This is a genomic window from Synechococcus sp. CB0101, from assembly GCF_000179235.2.
GTDB lineage: Bacteria > Cyanobacteriota > Cyanobacteriia > PCC-6307 > Cyanobiaceae > Vulcanococcus.
The window spans coordinates 151,873-172,076 of record NZ_CP039373.1; the positions used below are offsets into that span (position 1 = coordinate 151,873).

The following is a 20,204-nucleotide window of genomic DNA, read 5'->3' on the forward strand; positions in this document are numbered from 1 at the left end:
CCACATTCCGGCCGATGTGGGCGCACCTGCCGACAGTGCGTTGCAACAGTGCGTCGCAGACAGTCGACGGACCCCCGCAGATGGGGCTCGATCGGTTTCAGCGGCCGTTGTCGAAGCGCAGTTCGCCGCTCACTTCGAGCTTCACGCCTTCGTTGGGGTGGAGGAACTGCTGGCCGAGCTCCTCCAGCGTCATCGGTGTGAGCCACTCCAGCTGCTGCATCAGGTGCAGGGCCACGGCGTGTTTGGCGCGGCTGGCGCCGTCTTCCACCTTGATTGCCAGCCCGAGGCCTTCGCCCACCCGGCTCAGGCACTGGATGCCTTCAGCACCGCCCTTGCTCAGCACCTGGCCGTGGCCGCTGCGCATCACCACCGTGTCGAAACGGCCTGCACCGGCCACCAGATCGGGGTGGGCGAGCATCGCCCGGCTGAGGCGCTCCAGCTCCGGTTGCTCGCTGGCGCCCAGGTGGGCAAACAGCAGCGCCATCTGCGAAAGCTGCAGCTGCAGGGTGGGCGCGCCGCAGTCGTCGCGGGCGGCCAGCAGTTCCGCGGCGGGCATGCCCAGCAATTCGCCTACGCGCTTGAGCACCTGCTGCTGCAACGGGTGGTCGAGCTGGAGATAGCTCTCCAGCGGCCATTGCATCCGTTTGCAGGTGGCCAGGAACGCGGCGTGTTTGCCCGAGCAGTTGTGCTCCAGGGGGCTCTGGCGCCCCTTTGGAGTGGGGCACTGGAGCTGCTCGCTCTCCAGATCCGATTTCCACAGGATCTTGAAGGCTTCGCGAGCCTGCTCGGCTTCGCCCGCATGGGAGGCGCAGGCGATGGCCAGGGCTCGCTCATCGTGGTTGCCCAGGTCAGCAGCGCCGCTGCTCACGAACACCTGGGCCTGGAAGGGTTTGAGGGCTGAGCGGATGAAGCTGAGCTGCTGAGGGTCGCCGGCGCGCATCAACACGCGGCCGCGCTGGTCACACACCACCGCATGCACCCGGTGCAGCGACTCATGGATGCCGTTGCGGGTGAGCCGCACTTCAAGGGGCGGCACGCTTGGGCGTCCGCTTGTTCCGAAGCTGCTCGAGAAGCTCATGCAGGGCTCAGGCCCGATCGCTCACAGAGCCTGACAGAGGCTCGCCCCCACCAGCATCAAGGCCGCAATGATGGCCATCGCTTGCTGAAGCCGCCAGAGCACAGGCTTCACCTCGTGGTTGGCCACCAGCAGGTCTTGCTGACGCCATTCCACCGGCTTCTCCCACACCTGGCCGTCGTACCAGCCCGATTCCTCGTATTCCACCGAGGTGGCGATCAGGCGGCGCTGCAGGTTGGTCCAGCCCAGCCATTGCCGCACCAGTAGGAGGAGCGGCACCATCAGGCCTGCCACGGCACCAGCCACCACCAGCCGCGGCAGGTTGTGGCGCAACGGCACGCTGCCACTGGCCACGAGCATCGTGAGCGGCAACACAATCAGCCAGGCCCGCAGCAGCGGTGTGGCCAGGCCTCGATCCCCGTTGTGGGGCCATACGAAAAACCAGCTGGCCTGCAGCTCCTTGTATTGCTCCAGGGGCCGCTGCTCCCGCGGCACCGGGCACACCATTGAGCTCAGGTCGCTGCTGCCGGCCATTGGGGCCCGGCCTCAGGCCGGAGAATCTTGCTCTGACCCTAGGTAGACCTCTTTCTCGCCGTGGCCCCAGAAGGATTCGAGGTCGTAGTAGCTGCGTTCATCGGGGGTGAGGGCGTGCACGATCACCTCGCCGTAATCCAGCAGGATCCAGCGGCCCTCTTTCTGGCCCTCTTTGCGTAGGGGCAGGCGGCCGCCGCTCTCATCCTCGATCTTGTCTTCCACCGAGCGGGCGATGGCGCGCACCTGCACATCGGAGAAGCCGGTGGCGATCACAAACCAGTCAGCGATCGAGGAGATCTCCTCCACCCGCAGCAGCACGATGTCGCCGGCCTTGCGGTCGTCGCAGGCTTCAGCGGCCAGAAGCGCGAGCTGATGGCTGTCGTCGAGGTTGAGCCGCGGGCGGCTGGGGTCAGGACTGGGCTTCTGGGGGCTTACGGCCTCAGCCATACACGTTCTCGCTGCTCACGGATTGACGGGACCCCTGTTGCTGAGCCATCTCGGCCCGGGCCTTGCCTGCACTCTTGCGCAGCGCCTCGAGGCGGTCTTCGTAGAAGCCGCGCTTTTTCTTCTTGCGGGTCTGCTCCACCAGCTCCTTGAGAGCGCCGCCCAGGCTCTTGTAAGCGTTGGGCAGGCTGTAGCCAAAGCGGCAGGCCAGGTCGATGGCGCGCTCGTCGGCTGCAATCGCGTCTTGCAGGCGCTTCTCGGAATTGTTTTTGAGGTAGAGGCGGTAGCCGGCGAAGCCGGAGAGGCCCAGGGCCATCAGCAGCAGCAGGCCGTCTTGCACCCACAGCTCACCGATCGCACCGCCGAGGCCGATCGCCAGTGCGGCCATCTCCCAACCGTCGCGGGGTACGGCGTCGTTCTGGATGCGACCCACTTCATGCCAGAAGAGCAGGTTGCGGTGGTCGATCGCCAGCGCATCCCACTTCTGCAAATCCAGCTGAATCTCCACTTCGTCGCGGCCGATCTCCTCGATGGTTATCAGCGGCGGATCAGCCGAAGCGGCGGCTTCCACAAACACCCAGCTCTGCATCTCGGGAGGCAGCAGCCCCTTCAGGCGCTGGAGTTCGCTCATGCCGGCTTCATCGCTTGCTTGAAATCAGAGTAGCCGCGCCCGCGTGAGAGGGTAGGGAGGTTTGCCTGCCGGACATCCGCCCATGCCCCGTCGCACGGATCTGCGTCGCATCCTGCTGCTGGGTTCGGGTCCGATCGTGATCGGGCAAGCCTGTGAATTCGATTACTCCGGCACCCAGGCCTGTAAAGCGCTGCGGGCCGAGGGATTTGAGGTGGTACTGGTGAACAGCAACCCGGCCTCGATCATGACCGATCCGGACATGGCGGATCGTACGTATATCGAGCCGCTCACCCCAGATGTGGTGCGGCGGGTGATTGAGCAGGAGCGCCCTGATGCGCTGCTGCCCACCATGGGCGGCCAGACCGCCCTCAACCTCGCGGTGACCCTCGCCAAAGACGGCACGCTCGAGCAGTACGGCGTGGAGCTGATCGGCGCCAACTTGCAGGCGATCGAAAAGGCCGAAGACCGCGACCTGTTCAAGCAGGCCATGGAGCGCATCGGCGTGGCCGTGTGCCCCTCCGGCATCGCCACCACCCTCGAAGAAGCCGAGGCGGTGGGCGAGCAGATCGGCAGCTACCCCCGCATCATCCGCCCCGCCTTCACCCTCGGCGGCAGCGGCGGCGGCATTGCCTACAACCCCGAAGAATTCCGCGCCATCTGCCTGAGCGGCCTCGATGCCAGCCCGGTGAACCAGATCCTGATCGAGCAGTCGCTGCTCGGTTGGAAGGAGTTCGAGCTGGAGGTGATGCGCGACACCGCCGACAACGTGGTGATCGTCTGCTCGATCGAGAATCTCGATCCGATGGGCGTGCACACCGGTGACTCGATCACCGTGGCCCCGGCTCAAACCCTCACCGACCGCGAGTACCAGCGCCTGCGCGACCAGGCGATCGCGATCATCCGCGAGATCGGTGTCGATACCGGCGGCAGCAACATCCAGTTCGCGATCAACCCCGCCAATGGCGACGTGATCGTGATCGAGATGAACCCGCGCGTGTCGCGTTCCTCGGCGCTGGCGTCGAAGGCCACAGGCTTCCCGATTGCCAAGATCGCCGCCCGCCTGGCCGTGGGCTACACCCTCGACGAAATCCTCAACGACATCACCGGCAAGACGCCGGCCTGCTTCGAACCCACCATTGATTACGTGGTCACGAAGGTGCCGCGCTTCGCGTTTGAAAAATTCCGCGGTAGCCCGGCGGTGCTCACCACGGCGATGAAGTCGGTGGGTGAAGCGATGGCGATCGGCCGCAACTTTGAGGAGTCGTTCCAGAAGGCGTTGCGTTCTCTGGAAACCGGCCACGCCGGCTGGGGCTGCGACCGGCCCGATCCCAGCCCCGAGCGCTCGGATCTCGATCGCACCCTGCGCACGCCCTCCCCTGATCGCATCTTTGCGGTGCGCACGGCGATGGTGAACGGCTACTCCGATGCCGACATCCACCGCATCTCGGCGATCGATCCCTGGTTCCTGGCGAAGCTGCGGCGCATCATCGAGGCGGAGCAGCGGTGGCTTAAGGGCTCGCGCCTGGAGGATCTCGATGCGGAGGCGCTGCTCGCCCTCAAGCAGTTGGGCTTCTCCGACCGTCAGATCGCCTGGGCCACTGGAGCCCAGGAGCTCGCGGTGCGCAACCAGCGCCAGCGCCTGGGGGTGAACGCGGTGTTCAAAACCGTTGACACCTGCGCCGCCGAATTTGCCTCCACCACCCCGTATCACTACGCCACCTACGAGCGGCCGATCGAGCGCCTGCGCGATGACGGCTCCCTGGAGCTGATCGCCCCGGAAAGCGAGGTGCAGCCCGAAACCCGCCGCAAGGTGATGATCCTGGGCGGCGGTCCCAACCGCATCGGCCAGGGCATCGAGTTCGACTACTGCTGCGTGCACGCCTCCTTCGCGTTGCAGGCCGAGGGCTTCGCCACGGTGATGGTGAACTCCAACCCAGAAACGGTGTCGACCGACTACGACACCTCCGATCGCCTCTACTTCGAGCCGCTCACCTTTGAAGACGTGCTCAACGTGATCGAGGCCGAAAAGCCCGAGGGGGTGATCGTGCAGTTCGGCGGCCAGACACCGCTCAAGCTGGCGATCCCGCTGCTGCGCTGGCTCGAATCTCCCGCTGGCCAGGCCACCGGCACCCGCATCTGGGGCACCTCGCCTGAATCGATCGATACAGCCGAAGATCGCGAGCAGTTCGAGGCGATCCTGCGCAAGCTCGACATTCGCCAGCCCCGCAACGGCCTGGCCCGCAGCGAAGCCGAAGCGCGTGTGATCGCCGAGCGGGTGGGCTATCCGGTGGTGGTGCGCCCCAGCTACGTGCTCGGCGGCCGCGCCATGGAGGTGGTGTTCGGTGAGGAAGAACTCAACCGCTACATGAGCGAGGCGGTGAACGTGGAGCCCGATCACCCGGTGCTGATCGATCAATACCTCGAAAACGCCACCGAGGTGGATGTGGATGCCCTCTGCGATGCCACCGGCCGCGTGGTGATCGGCGGCCTGATGGAGCACATCGAGCCCGCCGGCGTGCACTCCGGTGACTCCGCCTGTGCCCTGCCGGCGGTGAGCCTTGAGCAGCAGGCCCTGGCCACGATTCGCCAGTGGAGCGAAGCGCTGGCGCTGGCGCTGCAGGTGAACGGCCTGATCAACCTGCAGTTCGCGATTAAGGACGGCGACGTCTACATCATTGAGGCCAACCCTCGTGCCTCCCGCACAGTGCCCTTCGTGGCCAAGGCCACCGGCGTGCCCCTGGCGAAGGTGGCCAGCCAGATCATGTCGGGCAAAACGCTCGAGCAGATCGGCCTCACCACCGAGCCCGTGCCGCCGCTGCAGGCGGTGAAGGAAGCGGTGTTGCCGTTCAAGCGCTTCCCCGGAGCCGATTCCATCCTTGGCCCTGAGATGCGCAGCACTGGCGAGGTGATGGGCACCGCCACAGGCTTCGGCCTCGCCTACGCCAAGGCCGAACTCGCCGCCAGCGAAGCCCTGCCCACCAGCGGCACTGTGTTCCTCTCCACCCACGACCGCGACAAGCCGGCCCTGCTGCCGGTGGCTCAACGCCTGGCGCAGCTGGGCTTCCGTCTGGTGGCCACCGAAGGCACGGCTCGCTGGCTCACCGAAGTCGGTCTCAGCGTGGAGCCAGTGCTCAAGGTGCATGAGGGCCGCCCCAACATCGAAGACGCGATCCGCTCCGGTGAGATCCAGCTGGTGATCAACACCCCCGTTGGCCGCCAGGCCGCCCACGACGACAGATACCTGCGCCGCGCGGCCATCGATTACGCCGTCACCACGGTGACCACCCTCGCCGGAGCCCGCGCCGCCGTGGAAGGCATCGCCGCCCTCCAAGTCCAGCAGCTGCAGGTGAATGCTCTGCAGGACATTCACAGCTGAGGGGCAGCCACCGGGCTCAACCCCGTAGCCTGAAGTCACCTGCCTTGCTGCCGTGACCGTTGCCCCCAGCCCTGCTGTGCTCACTGCCGGCACCGATTGCACCGCCGCATTCCGCGCCGCTTACGAAAACCGCTACACCTGGGATCCTGGCTTTGCTGGTTACAGCGGCCGTTGCGTCTGGGAGCAGGGCGACCAGCGCGTGGAGGGCACCTTCAAGGTGGGTGCTGATCTGAAGGCCCAGGTGGAGGGCATCGACAACGAGGAAATCCACAAGGCGATCGCCTCCCAGCTCTGGGAGGTGTGCATCCACCGGGTGCGCCGCAGCTTTGAGCAGACCCACGGCGAGAACACCTTCACCGCTGGCGACACCGATGCGGTGGGCACCGAGGTGATCGTGGGCGGCAAAAATGCCGGTGATCGCTATCGCATCAAAGATGACGTGGTGACGATGGTGCACCGCCACATCCACGGCACCGTGGTGACGATCTTCACCGAAAGCACCACCGACACCGGCAGTGGCTATCTCAGCCACAGCTACAGCAGCCAGTACGCCGATCCCGCCACTGGCGCCGCCCGCGGTGGCAAGAGCACCTTCACCGACACCTTTGTGCCCCTCGCGGGCGAAGGCCCCTGGGTGTTGAGTGAGCGCGTGGTGGAGACCGAAGCCTTTGGCGACACGCCCGCCGGCAAGCAGGTGTTCCGTTTCGAAGCACTCAGCCCCAACAGCTGAGTTGCTGCAGATATGACACGATCCCGCAAGTTTGGCTGCGGGAGGCCCGTTGAAAGACCTGCTGGATCAAATCAATGGCGTCGTGTGGGGACCGATCACCCTTTGGTTGATTGGTCTCACCGGTTTGTATCTGTTGGTGGGGCTGCGGTTCATGCCCTTGCGCCGCATCGGTTTTGCGGTGCGGCAAACCTTGCTCTCGATCCGTCATTCCGGCGGTGAAGGCGACGTCAGCGCCTTCCAGTCGTTGATGACGGCGTTGGCCGCCACGATCGGCACCGGCAACGTGGCTGGCGTGGCCGGCGCCATTGGTGTGGGCGGCCCTGGGGCTGTGTTTTGGATGTGGCTGATTGCCCTGGTGGGCATGGCCACCAAATACGCCGAGTCGTTGCTCGCCGTTCACCACCGCGAGGTCGACGAGTTGGGTGAACACGTCGGCGGGCCGATGTATGTGATTCGCAACGGCCTTGGTCCGGCCTGGAATTGGCTGGCGGTGCTCTTCGCCGTGTTCGGCACGCTGGCGGGTTTTGGCATCGGCAATGGCGTGCAGGCCCATGAGCTCGCCAAAGCGCTCAACATCTCTCTGGGTGTGCCGCCCCTCGCCACGGGCATTGTGTTTGCGGCGATCACCTTCGCCGTGATCATCGGCGGCATCGAGCGCATCGGCCGCGTCGCCTCCGCTGTGGTGCCGTTCATGGCGGTGATCTACGTTGGTGGTGCGGCCACGATCCTGTTGTCGCACCTGGCGGAGATCCCGGCGGCCCTTTCGCTGATTGTTCAGGATGCCTTCAGCGCCCAAGCCCTGGCTGGTGGCGCCCTGGGCGTGATGATTCAGAAGGGCATCGCCCGGGGGGTGTTCTCCAATGAGGCTGGTTTAGGTACGGCTCCGATCGCCCAGGCCGCGGCGAAGCCCGGCGATCCGGTGCTGCAGGGCTCAGTGGCCATGCTCGGCACCTTCATCGACACGATCATTGTCTGCACGATGACGGCGCTGGTGATCGTGACCAGTGGCGCCTGGTTGCCGATGGAGGGCGTGGATACCCCCACGGGTGTGGCACTCACCATGGCCGCCTTCGATTGGGGTCTGCCGGGCGGCGCTTGGCTGGTGACCTTCGGCACGGTGTTCTTCACCGCCACCACGATCCTGGGCTGGGGCTACTACAGCGAGCGCTGCCTGGAATTCCTGGTGGGTGTGAAAGGCATCAAACCCTTCCGTCTGGTGTGGGTGGCGGTGGTGGTGATCGGCGCGGTGGCCAGCTTCGATCTGGTGTGGACCGTGGCCGACATCCTCAACGGATTGATGGCGATCCCCAACCTGATCAGCCTGCTGCTGCTCAGCGGTACGGTGTTCCAACTCACCCGCCGCTACGACTTCAGCGCCGCCCGCTTCCGCGACTGATCCTTCATCGTGCTTGTGCGGTGTGAATGGCTGTTGACCCTTCAGCAGCACGTTGCTAGCCACAGGACAGCACACCGCTACAAAGGCGATGGTTCAGTCGGTTCCGCATCGACACCGCGCTTCTCTCGCCGATCCATCGATCCGGGCCGATGAAGACACAGCCCGGATCGCACTCGGGGCGTTGCTGGGAGTGGCTCAGTTCTGTGCCGGGGGCTCGACGATTGACCCTGCAGAACGCCACACCATCGAAGCGATTCGCGATCACCTGGCCCACCAACCCCAGATCGATCTCGACACACTCACCCCCCTCAGTCCTGAAGACCTCGCTGATCAGCTGAGCGATCCGATCTGGCGAGCCCGCATCTTGCGCGGGATGACTGTGGCCGCCCTGATGGATGGTGAGCTCAGCGAGGAGCGTCTCGCCTACCTGCGCCGTGCAGCCCGGGTTTTGGGAGAGGGTGACGAGGTGGTGAACACCTACGCCAACCTCGTGCATGAACGCATGGGCCTGGTGCGGCTGGATATGGCACGCCGCGGTTTTATCGCAGGCGCCGTCCGCGATTTTCTGGGCCGTGGCCGGCTTCAAGCCGCCATGGATTTGGCCCACTATGTGCTCAAGCAGAACGACCCGGGTGAAGCGGCCCGTTACCGCGCCCTTGGTGACTTACCGGAGGGAACACTGGGTCAGGCGTACATCCAGTTCATCAACGCCAACGGTTTTTCTGTGCCTGGCGAGCCTGGTGGCCCCCCCGGAACCCTCGCTCGCCATGACTGCATGCATGTGCTGGGTGGTTACGGAACCACGCCAGCTGAAGAAGGTGGTGTGGCTGGCTTGCAGGCAGGTATGAGCCGCAACAGCGATCCCTTCTTCTCGATTTTGCTCGTCTTGGCTGAATTCCAGCTGGGCCGTTCCGTGGTGCCGATTGAAACCGGTGACCATCAACACGATCTCGATCCAGAGGTGCTGTTTGAGGGCGTTGAGCGTGGATTGCAGATGAATCGCAACCTCATCGGCGACTGGGACCTGTTCGCCGATGCCGCTGTGCCTGTGCAGGAGCTGCGCCAGCGCTATGGCATCCCGCCAAGGCAGCACTGATCTTCCATTCACCTGCTGATTGTTTGCCATGAACGAGCGCTTCAATCCAGCCTCGCCGTTGGGCAAGGCCATCTTCTGGCTCTGTCTGGTTGCCTACGGGCTCCATGTGATCGAGGAATACGACCTGGGCTGGAAGCCCTGGGCTGAACAGGTGCTGGGCCTACCCGTGACCTGGGGCGACTTCTACATCACCAATGGATTCGGGGTGATTCCGCTCGGTTTGTTGGCGGGCGGTGTGGGTTGGCAGGTGCCAGCGGCCGCCTTGCTGCTGCCAGGATTGATGTTGGTGAATGCCGTGGGCTTTCACGTGCTCCCTGCGCTGCGCACTGGTCTCTATTCACCAGGGCTGATCACGGCAATTCTGTTGTTCTTTCCTCTGGCGGGCTGGTGTGTGATCACCGCCTACCGGCACCACCGAAAGGCCTTGTTCATCGCTATGCCGCTGTCGGTGTTGTTCATGGCCTTTCCGGTTGTGATCCTCTTGCTCAAGCCGGTGCTTGGCTATAGCTGAGTGGCAGAGCTCACGCCTCCAGGTTGCAGCTCACCGCCAGCTCAAAGGGCACGCAGCTGTTGGGCAGTTCCAGCAGCTGCGCGGTGAGGGAGGCGATGTCGCCCGGTTGGCTCATCGCCTCTTTGGGCATGGCGTTCACGGCTGCGGCCATGTCGGTGTTCACCCAGCTGGGGCAGATGGCGCTCACCCGGATGCCCTGCTCCCAGCCTTCGTTGCGCATCGTTTGGCAAAGGCCCATCAGGGCGAATTTGCTGGCGGTGTAGCCGGCTAGACGACCCTTGGAGCGTTTGCCGCTCATCGACACCAACACGATCACGCGCCCGGATCCATGGGCGGCCAGGTGGGGCCAGGCGGCGCGGGTGAGCCACCAGGGCCCCATCACATTCACGTCCCAAAGCTGCTGAATCTCCTGCTCCTGGCCGGGTTCAAACAGCAGGGGAACGCGAGAAAACACACCGGCGCTGTGCACCACGGAGTCGATCGCACCGAATTGGCTCACGGTTGCCGCTACCCAGGCTTCAGCCGCGGCAGGGTCTTCGGCGTTGTAAGGGTGCAGCAGCAGGCGCGGTTGGCCGTGCTCATCCACACCGATGCGCTCGGGATCCAACGCCGATCCACTCAGCACGCCTGGATCGCGCAAGCCCAGGCTGAGCCGATGACCATCCGCCAGTAGCCGTTCGGCGATGGCGCGGCCGATGCCGCGGCTGGCGCCACTGATTAGAACCGTGCGGGGCATCAGTTCGGCATGGTGACGAACTCTTCGGCCACCGTGGGATGCAGCGCCATGGTGCGGTCGAAGTCGGCCTTGGTGGCGCCCATGCCGATGGCGATCGCCGCCATTTGGATGATCTCGGCGGCGTGTTCGCCCACCATGTGGCAGCCCACCACCTTGCCGCTCGCGCTCTCCACCACCAGCTTGAGCAACACCTTGGGATCACGGGCGGGGAGCGCCTGGCTCATCGGCCGGAAGCGGGCCCGGTGCACCTTCACACCATCAACGCCGAAGCGCTCGATCGCCGCTTCCTCGGTGAGGCCTACCCCTGAGAGCTCGGGCTGGGAGAACACGGCGCTGGCCACCAGCTCGTGATCCACTTGGCGTGGTTTGCGGCCCCAGATCGTGTCGGCCAGGGCGCGGCCCTCATCCACGGCAACAGGCGTGAGGTTGACGCGATCGGTCACGTCGCCCACCGCATAGATATGGGGCACGTTGGTGACCTGATCGGCGCTCACTGGGATGCGGTGGCCTTCGATCGCCACGCCGGCGGCTTCGAGATTGAGCCCTTGCAGGAAGGGGCGCCGGCCGGTGGCCAGCAGGGCGCCGTCGCAGGCCAGTCGTTCACCGCTTTGGGTGATCACGGTGAGATCGCCGGGGGTTCCTTCGATCGCAGCGGGGCTGTGGGCGAAGCGGATCTCGATGCCATCGGCTTCCATCGCCTCTTGCACAGCGCGGCTGGATTCGAGATCGAAGCCGCGCAGCAGGTGATCGCCGCGCACCAGCTGGGTGACCTTCACGCCGAGGCCGTTGAGGATGCAGGCGAACTCGCAGGCGATGAAGCCGGCGCCCACCACCACCACGCGCTCTGGCAGGCGTTCGAGGTTGAACAGGTCGTCGCTCACCCAGCCCAGCTCGGCGCCGGGGATCTCGGGGCGATGGGGGCGTCCACCCACAGCGATCAGGATGCGCTCGCCGCGTAGGCGCTGCTGTTCGTTGCCGGCTTGATCAACAACGCTCACGCTGTGGGCATCGGCGAAGCGACCCCAGCCGCGCACCAGCTCCACGCCGGCTTTCTCCAGAAATCCGAGATGCAGCTGGTTGAGCCGATCCACCTCGGCGCGCACGCGCTGCAGCAGCTCGGCGCTGTTGTGCGACGTCTCGCCGATGCTCCATCCGTAGCTGGCGGCATCGTGCAGGTGATGGCGCATGGCAGAGCCGTAGACCATCAGCTTCTTGGGCACGCAGCCGCGGATCACGCAGGTGCCGCCTACGCGATCACCCTCCACGATCGCCACGCGAGCCCCGTAGCTGGCGGCGCGCTTGGCGGCGGCCAGGCCACCCGAGCCGGCGCCAATCACCACCAGGTCGAAATGCTCAGTCATGCCGCTGGGAGGCGCTGGGGCCAGGGGTTCCTCCAAGCCTAGCTGTATGACGCTTAGCGCATAGCCGAATGGCTCGGTTCGGGTGTTCTGTGTGTCATTCGCCGAGGGCCTCGGCCACGGCCTTTTGGAACACTGCTTCCTCGGGGCTCACGCCGGTCCAGCGCTCAAAGATCTGCATCGCCAGCTGCACCAGCATCTCCACGCCGTCCACCACGGGGCAGCCGTGCTGGCGCGCCGCTGCCAGGAAGGGTGTGATGCGTGGGTTGGTGATCACATCCACGGCGATGCAGCCCGGATCCACGCTGGCCCAGTCCACGGGGATTGGTTCAAGTTCGGGAGCGCAGCCCAGGTGGGTGGCGTTCATTAACAGATCCGTGCCGGCGGGCACCTGCAGTGGCGCCTGCCAGAGCTGCCAATGGCAGGGCACGCCGCTGGCCCGCTGCACCAGCTCGGCCACCTCGCGGCCCTGAGCTTCGCGGCGGGTGACGAGCGTGAGCTGGGCAGCGCCGGCCCAGGCCATCTCCACGGCCATGGCACGGCCGGCTCCTCCAGCGCCGAGCATCACCACGCGTTTTCCTTTGAGAGGTGCGACCTTCTCGATCGCCTTCACCACACCCTTGCCATCGTTGTTGTGGCCGATCAAGCGCCCCTGCTCGATCGTGATGTAGTTGGCGGCCCCGATGGCGCGCACATCGTCGTCGACGGCATCGAGCATCGGGATCACGGCCACCTTGTAGGGCACCGTGATCCCCACGCCGCGGTAGCCGAGCGGGGCCAGCGCGGCGATGGCGAGCGCAAGGTCGTGCTCGGAGGCGATGTCGTTCTTCCAGAACTGCCAGTGCAGGCCGTAGTGGCTGTACACCGCATCGAACATCCGATCGATCGGGTTTTCAGCCACCGGATGGCCGAGCATGCCGGTCATCTGTTTCTGGGGTGGGATCAAGACATCGCCGCTGTGCTGTTCTCAGGCTGATCCGCGTGCCCGCAACTGGCAAGGCTTTCCGGTTGGGGGATCCGTCGCCCGGCCGCTCACGGCGCCGCTGCGAACTGCTTCATGCTGTGGCGATGGAACCACTCAGCTGGGAACAACTCGAGCAACGGTTGGCTCCGATCCGTGAATCGGAGCTGCAGCGCCAGCGGGTGGAGGGGCCCACGAATGCCCAAGCGCGCCTGCGTTTGTTTGGCCGGCCGGAATCGGAGGTGCGCGTCACCCTGTATCGCGATCACCACGCCTGGTGCCCCTATTGCCAGAAGGTGTGGCTGTGGCTGGAAGAGAAGCGGATCCCCTATCGGATCCGCAAGGTCACGATGTTCTGCTACGGCGAGAAGGAGCGCTGGTTTAAGCAGCTGGTGCCCTCGGGGATGCTGCCGGCCCTGGAGCTCGATGGCCATCTGATCACCGAGAGCGATCTGATCCTTCAGGCCCTGGAGGAGAGCTTCGGGCCATTGGGCGAGGAGGGGCTGCAGAACCCGGATGTGTTTGCGCTGCGGCAGCTGGAGCGGCGGCTGTTTCGCGCCTGGTGCCAATGGCTTTGCTACTGCGAGGGCGAAGGCCCCCACACGGCCCCGGCGGAGCAGCATTTCATCCGCATGGCCGGCCTGGTGGAAGAAGCCCTGCAGGCCACGGCTGGGCCCTTTTTTCGCCCTCAGTTCGGCACGGCTGATGTGATCTTTGTGCCCTACCTCGAGCGAATGAATGCCTCGCTCGCTTACTACAAGGGCTATGGCCTGCGGAGCCAACACCCAGCGATTGATCGTTGGTTTGCGGCGCTCGAGCAGCGCTCCACCTACCTCGGCACCCAGAGCGACATCCACACCCACGCCCACGACCTGCCGCCCCAGATGGGGTGTTGCCTGGCCAGCGGTGGGGCCGAGCAGCAGCGCGTGGCGCGGCTGATTGATCAGGGCCCCTGGACGGCGGCGGATCCAGCGGTGGTGGAAACAAGGCAGCCCGCACCAGCCGATGCGGCCCATGAAGCCTTAGGCCGGATGCTGCGCCACCGCCACCGGTTGTTGGAGGTGAATCCCGAGGGTCTGCGCCGCGGGGCTGCTGCCGGCCAGGCCCTGGAGCAGGCCCTGCGCTGTGCCCTCACCAACCTGCTGCGACAACCAGCCGATGCAGCTGTGGCTCCTCCAGCGGGCACGGCGGCAGGTCTGCGCTACTGGCGCGACCGCATCAGTGTGCCGCGCGACATGAGCTTGCACGCGGCCCGGCTGATGCGCACCGCCCTGGAGAGCACCGCTGCTTTGGCTGGCAACCAACAGGGGCCGGAACTGCCGCGGCAGCACCGCCGCGATCAGAACCCCAAGCCGTTTGTGCAGGCCGCTTGAGGCTCAGCGCCCGTTGAGCCCTTCGCGCTTGCCCATCAGGTAGCGCACCAGCTCTTCCTGCAGGGTGAGCAGTTCGCGGGTGCAGCCCCGGAAGGCGGCGCGGTGGCGGATTTCATCGTGGCGCGTGTTGAGGTCGCGCAGCATCAGGTCGATGGCGTCGAGTTCAGCTCGGTTCATCGATCTGACAAACAATCGTTCTGACACTATCAACGGCTCGAGCCGCCGCTACCTTGCGGGCAACGCGCTGCTGAGTGGATGGTCACCCCCTGGATCGTGCCTGCGGTGGTGGCGCTGCAGGTGGTGGCTGCGCCGGTTCAGGCCCTTGAGCTCGATGGTCAGACCTGGTTCACCCGCCCGCCCTGGAAGGTGACCTTCACCAACTACTACGCCTATGTGGGGCAGACCGCTGCCACCTACTACTTCACCGTGACCCTGCCGGAGCAGTCCGGCGCCGGCCTGGGTGGTTTGGTGATTCAGCAGACCCGCGGGGTGGACCGCAGTTTCCAGTTCGCACCGGAGCGCACCCGGGCCTTTGTGGGCCTGCCGCGCCGCGAGGGTGCCGCCATTCCTGTGCAGGCAGCGTTTAATCCTCAGGAGCGCCGCATCACGGTGCAATTCCCGCAGCCGCCGCAGCCAGGTCAGACGATCACGGTGGCGCTCAAGCCCTGGAATAACCCCTTCCAGGCGGACACCTACATGTTTGGGGTTCAGGCGCTACCGGCTGGCCCCAATCCGGTGGCGGCTTCGCTGGGGTTTGCCACGATGCAGATCTATGACGGCGTCAGGTTCTAAATGCACATCTGGTAGTAATTGTAACTGGATTAGCAATACAGAATCTGCATAAGGCTTCACGGTGTGTTGTGGCCGATCTGCTGGGTGATCTCGAGCGGATAAGTTGCATTCCACGACCTGTCTTGGCTGACGATGCGTGTCGCCTCGTTCCTTGCTCATCGCCGCTTCCACGCCCGATGCGGGAGTTATGGCGGAGCTGGCTGCCTACGTGTCTGAGCATTACGCCAGCCCGCTGAAGATGGCGGATCTGGCTAGCCACTGCCATGTGAGTGTGCGCACGCTCCAGAACCTCTGCCATGCCCACTGCGGTGAAGCGCCCTTGAAGGCCCTGCGCCGCTTCCGCCTGCAGAAACTGCACGCCCAATTGCTCGCGCGCCCCTGGACGCCCCTGCGCCAGCACTACCTCAACTGCGGCCTCACGGGCTCCCTGGCCGATCGCGATCTCTTCCTCGAGATGTATGGCTGCACCGTGCGTGAGCATCAAGATGGCTGCCGCTACAAAAGCTCCACCGCCGCTGCCGCTAGCGCGCTCCCGCAGAGCGCCTAAGCGCTGGGCATCAGGGAGGAATGGTGGTGCTGGATCTGCCAGCGCCCATCGCTGAACACATACACAAAGGTGTAGCGGGCCTTCACCTGATGGCCATCGGCGAAGCGAAAGCTGTAGGTGCCCGCGCTCATCGCTTCGTTGCATCCCAGTTGGATGCTGCGGCTGTCGATGTGCCCTTGGGGCTCTCCGGCCAGAAACCCGTTGAAGTAATCGCGGATGCCGGCGGGGCTGGTGCGTGGCTCGCTCGAGAGGGTGGGCAGCAACAGGGCGTCGCTGCTGTAGAGCGCCACCACCTGATCTGCATCACCGCTCGCCAGGGCGCTGTTCCATTGGTCAAAGAGTTGGGCCACCTCCTTTTCGTTGATCGGGGTGCAGGCCTGGGCGGCGCGGGCAGGTGTGGCCCAGCCGAGCCAGAGCAGCACGGCCAGGCAGGCGCTGATCCAGGCCCGGGCCAATCGGCTTAAGGTCGGTCGATGGCCTTGCGGTTGCCCCCCTACCAACCCCTTCCGGCTCCGTCCGACGATCTGTTGGAGGTGCCGCTTTCGGCCCTGCAGCCCACCCAGATGTGTGTGGGCATGGCCGAGATCCGCAGCCGCCAAGTGGATTTCGCCGCCGATGACCCCAAGCAGCGGCGCCGCTATCTCAAGCGCAAGCCCACGCCCTTGGTGCGCAGCGCCTCCGGTGAGCTCTGGATGGTGGATCGCCACCACCGCCTGCGGGCCTTGCTCGAACTCGACCCCTCCGCCACCGCCTTTGGCTATGTGGTGCTTCAGCTGGAGGTGTCTGAACGCCATGCGGTGCTGGAGCAGCTGCACCAACGCGGTTGGCTTTACCTCTATGACGGCCGCGGCCTGGGACCGCTCCATCCCTCCGCGTTGCCCAGCAGCCTCGCTGGCACCCAGGACGACCCCTACCGCAGCCTGGTGTGGAAGCTCAAGCGCGAGGGGCTGGTGGCCGCGGCTCCCCTGATCCCCTTCCATGAATTCCGCTGGGGTGCCTGGTTGCGCAGCCGCAACCTGCCGCCCTTCAGCTCGCAGCGGCTGGAGCCGGCCCTGCCGGCGGCGCGGGCGCTGGTGCGCTCCCAGGCGGCTTCCCATCTGGCTGGTTGGATCCCTGCTTAGTACCTAGCCTTCAAGCAGACGTCGCGCCCGGGTTGCCATGGTTCGTCATCTGTTGGTGCCGATCGACGGCTCCGAGCTGACGGATGGAGCGGTGCACGCCGCTTTGGAGCTGGCCAAGCAGAGCGGAGCGCGGGTGAGCTTTTTCCACGTGCAGCCCAGCTACTACGGGCGCCCCGATGTGGCGATCTACGGCGAAGGCCTGGTGCTGGATCCCGCCTTGAGCGAGCAATTCAGCCAGGCCAATGCCCGCTTCGCGGCCACCATCCTGGACAAGGCCCTGGAGCAGGCGCAGGCCGCCGGGGTGGAGGCGAGCAGCGAAACCTGCGTCAGCCCGCTGGTGCATGAGGCGATCCTCGAGGCGGCCGAACGGCTGGGTTGCGATCTGATTGCGATGGCCTCCCATGGCCGCCGCGGCCTTGCCGGGTTGTTGATCGGCAGTGAAACCCAGCGGGTGCTCACCCACGCCAAGTTGCCCGTGCTGGTGATTCCAGCGCAAGCCAGCCAGGCTTAAACACCAGCCTGCAGCTCGCCGGCCCGACCGATCAGACCATCGGCGGTGGCGCGATACACCGCCTCGGCTTCCTCTGCGCTGCGGCCGATGCAAGTCATGCCGAGCTTGCCGTATTCCGATAGGCAACCCAGCAGGTGAAACACGCTGCCCCGCAGTCGCGCCGGGTCGTAATGCAGATCGGCCTCAGCGACGATGTCGATCAGATCGGCCGGCAGTAGGCCCCGCAGCCGCGGATCCGTGAGGTTGTCGGTGGCGCTGTAGTACACCGCCTGGCCAGTGGGGGCCATGAACAGGCCGGTGCGGGGATCCAGCTGGCCGGTGGTGATCGCCCGCAGGGCCATGGTGGGGTGGGTGGTGCCCCCCTGGCGCAGGTTCACCTCAATTGCCTGCAGATCCCATTGGCCGTTGAGGCGGCGGGCGATGAAATCCACGGCGTAGCGCTCCAGGGCGCCTTCGGCGGCGAGGGCTTCACCCACCGCCTGGCCGTAGCGCATTAGCTCCAGGCGGTAGGCGTCTTCAGCGGGAAAGCGGCAGCCCAGGTAGGTCTGCCCGCCGGCGCCGCCGAGGATCTGCTCATGGGTGGAGACCAGCTCCACCGCACCCCCCGGGTGGATCGTGCCCTGCACGCTCGGGGAGGTGAGGGCTTCGCCGCCATCGAGCCAGGCTTCCACCAGGGCACCTTGCTGGCTCAACAGCTCCTGCCACAGTGCAGCCGGCATCGGCAACTGTTCCAGGGCGCCTTGGATGCGCTGGCGCCGCTCACGGCCGCTGAGCTCCGCCAACGGCAGCGCAGCGAGCTCCAGGCAGGCGTTGCCTTCGCCGCTCACACCCTCATTCAGCTTCACCACACAGCGGCGCAGCTCGGGGTGGGCTTCCCAGAGCTCGGCGGTGGCCTCCGCCAGGTCGGTGAGGTTGTGGGCCAGGCCGCTGCCAGGGGGATGGGGCACGCCGCAGCGGGCAAACAGGGCGCGGCTGCCGGCCTTGCTGCCCCAGTAGCCGAGCGCCGGATCGGTGCCGAGTAGGGGCACCTGCAGCAGCTCGGAGAGCCGTTTTTCCAGCTCCGTCACCACAAAGCAGCTGATGAAGCTGCGGCCGGGGCGCAGCAGCTCGCGGATGCGGCCGAGCAGGGCGGGCCGCTCCAACAACTTGGCGGTGAGGGGGCGGTTGGAGGCGTCGTCGGTGTCGAACAGGTGCAGGCGCCGGCGGGCGTGGGAGGTGGGTACGCCCGGCATCAGCTCGAGCACCGCATCCACCACCAATTCCGGCAGGAGCTTGCTGGTCACATAGACCGCTCGCACCCCCGGATCCCGCAGGCGCATCAATGCAAACAACTGGCGTTCCTCGTAGTGATGGGCGCCGGTCACCAGGGCCATCAGGGCCTGGTCCATCGACAACGAGGGCACCACCAGCACATCGAACTGGCCCCCGTCGCCGCTGTGCTCACAGCCCCAGTCGGGTTGCAGCTGCGCTTGAAGCTCTCGAAAGGAGAGGGCCATGAACGAGCAGAGGCAGAGCAGACACAGCTCCACTCTGGTCGCTATGTGTGGATCAGCTACCGCTTCCTTGCTTCGCTGATGCTGCAACCGGCTGGTTGGCTCGAACCCTGGCAGGCGCCGCCGGATCGGTTGGATCCGATCGCATTGCTGGAGCAGCAGAACGAGAACCGCCTGATGGAGGCGATGGCCTCAGGCCGGCTTAAAAGTTGAGCTGCACTTGCACGCCAGCCGCCAGGATCCCCGGCACGGGCTGAGCGGCGCCGCTCGGGTTGAAGATCCACTGCAGCGTGGGCTGCAGGTTGAAGCTCTCGTTGAACTGGATGCGGTAGCCCAGCTCAAGCATCGCTTCATAGGGGCTCGTGCTGAGCTGGTTGCTGAGGCCGCCGCGGCCGATGCCGAACAGGGCCACATCCAACGGCCGGCTGGGTAGGGGGCCCTGAATCACCAGGCCACCGCCCACAAACGTGGGGGCGATATCAAGGCTGGAATCGGGGGAATAGGAGCCGCCGATCCAGAGGCGATCGGCCAGGCCCAGGGGCAGGCCGCTGGGCAGGGTCACGCTCCCGTAGACCCCATTGCCGTTTTCGCTGGTGAGAAAGCCCCCCAGGCTGACCAGGCCATTGGGCAGTTGGTTTTGCACGCTCACCGGCGCGCTGCAGGGGCCTCGGCGGCGTTGAACGCCACGCTCCGTGCGGCAGGCCTGCAGCGGTGCGGCGCTCATCGATGCCGGTTCAAGATCCACCTGCAGAAACTGCGCCGTACCGACGCTCGGGCCCACCCCGCCATCGGTGAGCCCCAACCAGCGGGAGATCGTGTTGGTGCTGCTCAGATCAAACAGGCCATAGCGCAAGGTGATTTCCTTGGAGGGATGGGCACTCACCACCCCACCGAAGGCGCTGTAGGGGCTGATCGGTAAATCCGCCACCGAGATGTTGAGGGTGTTGTTGAACGAGGAGTGCACGTAGTTGCCGAGCACCGGCACTTCCACGAAATCCGGGTTGAGCGGCAGGATCCCCGCCTTGAAGCTCAGCCAGCCCTCGCCGGCCTTGCGCTCAATCGAGGCCTCCGTGCCGTAGAAGCCGGCGGGATAGGCCACCTGCTGCAGGGGGAATAGGGCCCCGATGGCGCTGTTGTAGAAGCCATCGCCGGCGTCGTGATTCACCACCACGCGCAGCTGCCAGTGGTCGAATTCCGTCCAGCTGCTGCTGGGTTGGTTGAGGCCAGCGCTGAGGTTGAGCTCGAGGGTGCTTTGTTGAATCCAGCTGCCGGCGGAGCGCTCGCCGCCGATCGGGTTAAACAGTGGTTCAGCGGTCACGCTGAACTGCAGATCCATCCAGTCGGGGAGTCGCAGCAGGGTCTGCAGCGTGGGCCAGTCGCTGGCCAGCGACAGGTTTTCAGGTTCAGGCTCCTGGGCCGCAGCGCGGCCGGGCCCCGCCAGGGCCAGGGCGACCAGCAGCGCTGGCAGGCCGCGGCGGAGCTGGCGCATGCGAGAGGGGTGGGGTGCGGCCACAGGATC

The 20,204-nt window shown here is 65.6% G+C and carries 22 protein-coding genes; 11 read left to right on the forward strand and 11 right to left on the reverse strand.

The genetic code is table 11. The features are described 5' to 3' along the window. Positions 1 to 97 precede the first annotated feature (97 nt). The 4 genes from CB0101_RS00900 to CB0101_RS00915 are packed head-to-tail and all read right to left on the reverse strand — an operon-like array spanning position 98 to position 2,684. Positions 98 to 1,078 carry an asparaginase gene (locus CB0101_RS00900; protein WP_029553029.1) on the reverse strand — a complete coding sequence of 327 codons (981 nt, stop codon included), beginning with the start codon at positions 1,076 to 1,078 and terminating at the stop codon, positions 98 to 100. 21 nt (positions 1,079 to 1,099) lie between these two features. After that, positions 1,100 to 1,609 carry a CGLD27 family protein gene (locus tag CB0101_RS00905; protein ID WP_010309739.1) on the reverse strand — a complete coding sequence of 170 codons (510 nt, stop codon included), beginning with the start codon at positions 1,607 to 1,609 and terminating at the stop codon, positions 1,100 to 1,102. Between the two features lie 12 nt (positions 1,610 to 1,621). Continuing rightward, on the reverse strand, positions 1,622 to 2,056 hold the full coding sequence (gene rsfS / locus CB0101_RS00910; protein ID WP_010309737.1) for a ribosome silencing factor: 435 nt from the start codon (positions 2,054 to 2,056) through the stop codon (positions 1,622 to 1,624). After that, positions 2,049 to 2,684 (reverse strand): DUF3318 domain-containing protein, encoded by a 636-nt coding sequence (locus tag CB0101_RS00915; protein WP_010309735.1) that lies wholly within the window; start codon positions 2,682 to 2,684, stop codon positions 2,049 to 2,051. Before CB0101_RS00915 ends, rsfS begins: the two co-directional genes overlap by 8 nt. Before the next feature lie 82 nt (positions 2,685 to 2,766). Between CB0101_RS00915 and carB the strand changes: the two genes are divergently transcribed. From carB to CB0101_RS00940, 5 genes are all read left to right on the forward strand, one after another. Further along, positions 2,767 to 6,060 (forward strand): carbamoyl-phosphate synthase large subunit, encoded by a 3,294-nt coding sequence (gene carB / locus CB0101_RS00920; RefSeq protein WP_010309732.1) that lies wholly within the window; start codon positions 2,767 to 2,769, stop codon positions 6,058 to 6,060. 52 nt (positions 6,061 to 6,112) lie between these two features. Beyond that, complete coding sequence (locus tag CB0101_RS00925) at positions 6,113 to 6,790, forward strand: DUF3386 domain-containing protein (protein WP_010309730.1); 678 nt, start codon at positions 6,113 to 6,115, stop codon at positions 6,788 to 6,790. A 49-nt stretch (positions 6,791 to 6,839) separates the two neighbouring features. Then, positions 6,840 to 8,186 carry a sodium:alanine symporter family protein gene (locus tag CB0101_RS00930; RefSeq protein WP_043717763.1) on the forward strand — a complete coding sequence of 449 codons (1,347 nt, stop codon included), beginning with the start codon at positions 6,840 to 6,842 and terminating at the stop codon, positions 8,184 to 8,186. Positions 8,187 to 8,274: 88 nt separating this feature from the next. After that, on the forward strand, positions 8,275 to 9,282 hold the full coding sequence (locus CB0101_RS00935) for a TerB family tellurite resistance protein (protein WP_136643919.1): 1,008 nt from the start codon (positions 8,275 to 8,277) through the stop codon (positions 9,280 to 9,282). Between the two features lie 28 nt (positions 9,283 to 9,310). Continuing rightward, positions 9,311 to 9,793, forward strand: a complete 483-nt coding sequence (locus CB0101_RS00940; RefSeq protein ID WP_010309722.1) for an HXXEE domain-containing protein — start codon at positions 9,311 to 9,313, stop codon at positions 9,791 to 9,793. Between the two features lie 10 nt (positions 9,794 to 9,803). On the opposite strand, the gene CB0101_RS00945 is transcribed toward CB0101_RS00940, so the two are convergent. From CB0101_RS00945 to CB0101_RS00955, 3 genes are all read right to left on the reverse strand, one after another. Beyond that, positions 9,804 to 10,529, reverse strand: coding sequence for an SDR family NAD(P)-dependent oxidoreductase (locus tag CB0101_RS00945; RefSeq protein ID WP_010309719.1), 726 nt, complete (start codon positions 10,527 to 10,529; stop codon positions 9,804 to 9,806). Beyond that, positions 10,529 to 11,890, reverse strand: a complete 1,362-nt coding sequence (gorA, locus tag CB0101_RS00950; protein ID WP_029553024.1) for a glutathione-disulfide reductase — start codon at positions 11,888 to 11,890, stop codon at positions 10,529 to 10,531. Before gorA ends, CB0101_RS00945 begins: the two co-directional genes overlap by 1 nt. A gap of 94 nt (positions 11,891 to 11,984) precedes the next feature. Beyond that, positions 11,985 to 12,833 (reverse strand): shikimate dehydrogenase, encoded by an 849-nt coding sequence (locus tag CB0101_RS00955; protein ID WP_210409960.1) that lies wholly within the window; start codon positions 12,831 to 12,833, stop codon positions 11,985 to 11,987. Positions 12,834 to 12,955: 122 nt separating this feature from the next. Between CB0101_RS00955 and CB0101_RS00960 the strand changes: the two genes are divergently transcribed. Further along, a complete protein-coding gene (locus CB0101_RS00960; RefSeq protein WP_010309713.1) occupies positions 12,956 to 14,221 on the forward strand; it encodes a glutathione S-transferase family protein in 1,266 nt (421 codons plus the stop codon). 3 nt (positions 14,222 to 14,224) lie between these two features. Here CB0101_RS00960 and CB0101_RS15185 read toward each other — a convergent pair whose 3' ends face one another. Continuing rightward, complete coding sequence (locus CB0101_RS15185; RefSeq protein ID WP_010309711.1) at positions 14,225 to 14,398, reverse strand: hypothetical protein; 174 nt, start codon at positions 14,396 to 14,398, stop codon at positions 14,225 to 14,227. Between the two features lie 78 nt (positions 14,399 to 14,476). Between CB0101_RS15185 and CB0101_RS00965 the strand changes: the two genes are divergently transcribed. Both CB0101_RS00965 and CB0101_RS00970 read left to right on the forward strand, forming a co-directional pair. After that, positions 14,477 to 15,013, forward strand: a complete 537-nt coding sequence (locus tag CB0101_RS00965) for a DUF2808 domain-containing protein (RefSeq protein ID WP_010309709.1) — start codon at positions 14,477 to 14,479, stop codon at positions 15,011 to 15,013. Between the two features lie 136 nt (positions 15,014 to 15,149). After that, the gene (locus CB0101_RS00970; RefSeq protein ID WP_246833798.1) at positions 15,150 to 15,560 is read left to right on the forward strand and encodes a helix-turn-helix domain-containing protein; all 411 of its coding nucleotides are present in this window, start codon (positions 15,150 to 15,152) and stop codon (positions 15,558 to 15,560) included. On the opposite strand, the gene CB0101_RS00975 is transcribed toward CB0101_RS00970, so the two are convergent. Beyond that, entirely contained in the window at positions 15,557 to 16,015 is a 459-nt protein-coding gene (locus CB0101_RS00975) for an SgcJ/EcaC family oxidoreductase (protein WP_010309705.1), read from the reverse strand. The two genes, CB0101_RS00970 and CB0101_RS00975, sit on opposite strands and share 4 nt — an antisense overlap. Positions 16,016 to 16,033: 18 nt before the next feature. Between CB0101_RS00975 and CB0101_RS00980 the strand changes: the two genes are divergently transcribed. Both CB0101_RS00980 and CB0101_RS00985 read left to right on the forward strand, forming a co-directional pair. Further along, a complete protein-coding gene (locus CB0101_RS00980) occupies positions 16,034 to 16,681 on the forward strand; it encodes a ParB-like protein (RefSeq protein ID WP_010309701.1) in 648 nt (215 codons plus the stop codon). A 37-nt stretch (positions 16,682 to 16,718) separates the two neighbouring features. Further along, the gene (locus CB0101_RS00985; RefSeq protein WP_010309698.1) at positions 16,719 to 17,192 is read left to right on the forward strand and encodes a universal stress protein; all 474 of its coding nucleotides are present in this window, start codon (positions 16,719 to 16,721) and stop codon (positions 17,190 to 17,192) included. Here CB0101_RS00985 and CB0101_RS00990 read toward each other — a convergent pair. Next, positions 17,189 to 18,688, reverse strand: a complete 1,500-nt coding sequence (locus CB0101_RS00990; protein WP_043717776.1) for a peptide ligase PGM1-related protein — start codon at positions 18,686 to 18,688, stop codon at positions 17,189 to 17,191. The two genes, CB0101_RS00985 and CB0101_RS00990, sit on opposite strands and share 4 nt — an antisense overlap. A gap of 45 nt (positions 18,689 to 18,733) precedes the next feature. Between CB0101_RS00990 and CB0101_RS15190 the strand changes: the two genes are divergently transcribed. Continuing rightward, complete coding sequence (locus CB0101_RS15190) at positions 18,734 to 18,898, forward strand: hypothetical protein (RefSeq protein WP_010309692.1); 165 nt, start codon at positions 18,734 to 18,736, stop codon at positions 18,896 to 18,898. Here the strand turns inward: CB0101_RS15190 and CB0101_RS00995 are convergent. Then, entirely contained in the window at positions 18,888 to 20,174 is a 1,287-nt protein-coding gene (locus CB0101_RS00995; RefSeq protein ID WP_010309690.1) for a carbohydrate porin, read from the reverse strand. The genes CB0101_RS15190 and CB0101_RS00995 overlap by 11 nt on opposite strands. Positions 20,175 to 20,204: the final 30 nt, after the last annotated feature.

Bases quoted from the DNA above. Each gene is read 5' to 3' on its own strand.
- CB0101_RS00945 (WP_010309719.1), bottom strand. From the start codon at position 10,529: ATGCCCCGCACGGTTCTAATCAGTGGCGCCAGCCGCGGCATCGGCCGC.
- CB0101_RS15185 (WP_010309711.1), bottom strand. From the start codon at position 14,398: ATGAACCGAGCTGAACTCGACGCCATCGACCTGATGCTGCGCGACCTC.
- CB0101_RS00965 (WP_010309709.1), top strand. From the start codon at position 14,477: ATGGTCACCCCCTGGATCGTGCCTGCGGTGGTGGCGCTGCAGGTGGTG.
- rsfS (WP_010309737.1), bottom strand. From the start codon at position 2,056: ATGGCTGAGGCCGTAAGCCCCCAGAAGCCCAGTCCTGACCCCAGCCGC.
- carB (WP_010309732.1), top strand. From the start codon at position 2,767: ATGCCCCGTCGCACGGATCTGCGTCGCATCCTGCTGCTGGGTTCGGGT.
- CB0101_RS00905 (WP_010309739.1), bottom strand. From the start codon at position 1,609: ATGGCCGGCAGCAGCGACCTGAGCTCAATGGTGTGCCCGGTGCCGCGG.
- gorA (WP_029553024.1), bottom strand. From the start codon at position 11,890: ATGACTGAGCATTTCGACCTGGTGGTGATTGGCGCCGGCTCGGGTGGC.
- CB0101_RS00915 (WP_010309735.1), bottom strand. From the start codon at position 2,684: ATGAGCGAACTCCAGCGCCTGAAGGGGCTGCTGCCTCCCGAGATGCAG.
- CB0101_RS00995 (WP_010309690.1), bottom strand. From the start codon at position 20,174: ATGCGCCAGCTCCGCCGCGGCCTGCCAGCGCTGCTGGTCGCCCTGGCC.
- CB0101_RS00960 (WP_010309713.1), top strand. From the start codon at position 12,956: ATGGAACCACTCAGCTGGGAACAACTCGAGCAACGGTTGGCTCCGATC.
- CB0101_RS00990 (WP_043717776.1), bottom strand. From the start codon at position 18,688: ATGGCCCTCTCCTTTCGAGAGCTTCAAGCGCAGCTGCAACCCGACTGG.
- CB0101_RS00985 (WP_010309698.1), top strand. From the start codon at position 16,719: ATGGTTCGTCATCTGTTGGTGCCGATCGACGGCTCCGAGCTGACGGAT.
- CB0101_RS00900 (WP_029553029.1), bottom strand. From the start codon at position 1,078: ATGAGCTTCTCGAGCAGCTTCGGAACAAGCGGACGCCCAAGCGTGCCG.
- CB0101_RS00940 (WP_010309722.1), top strand. From the start codon at position 9,311: ATGAACGAGCGCTTCAATCCAGCCTCGCCGTTGGGCAAGGCCATCTTC.
- CB0101_RS00935 (WP_136643919.1), top strand. From the start codon at position 8,275: ATGGTTCAGTCGGTTCCGCATCGACACCGCGCTTCTCTCGCCGATCCA.
- CB0101_RS00980 (WP_010309701.1), top strand. From the start codon at position 16,034: ATGGCCTTGCGGTTGCCCCCCTACCAACCCCTTCCGGCTCCGTCCGAC.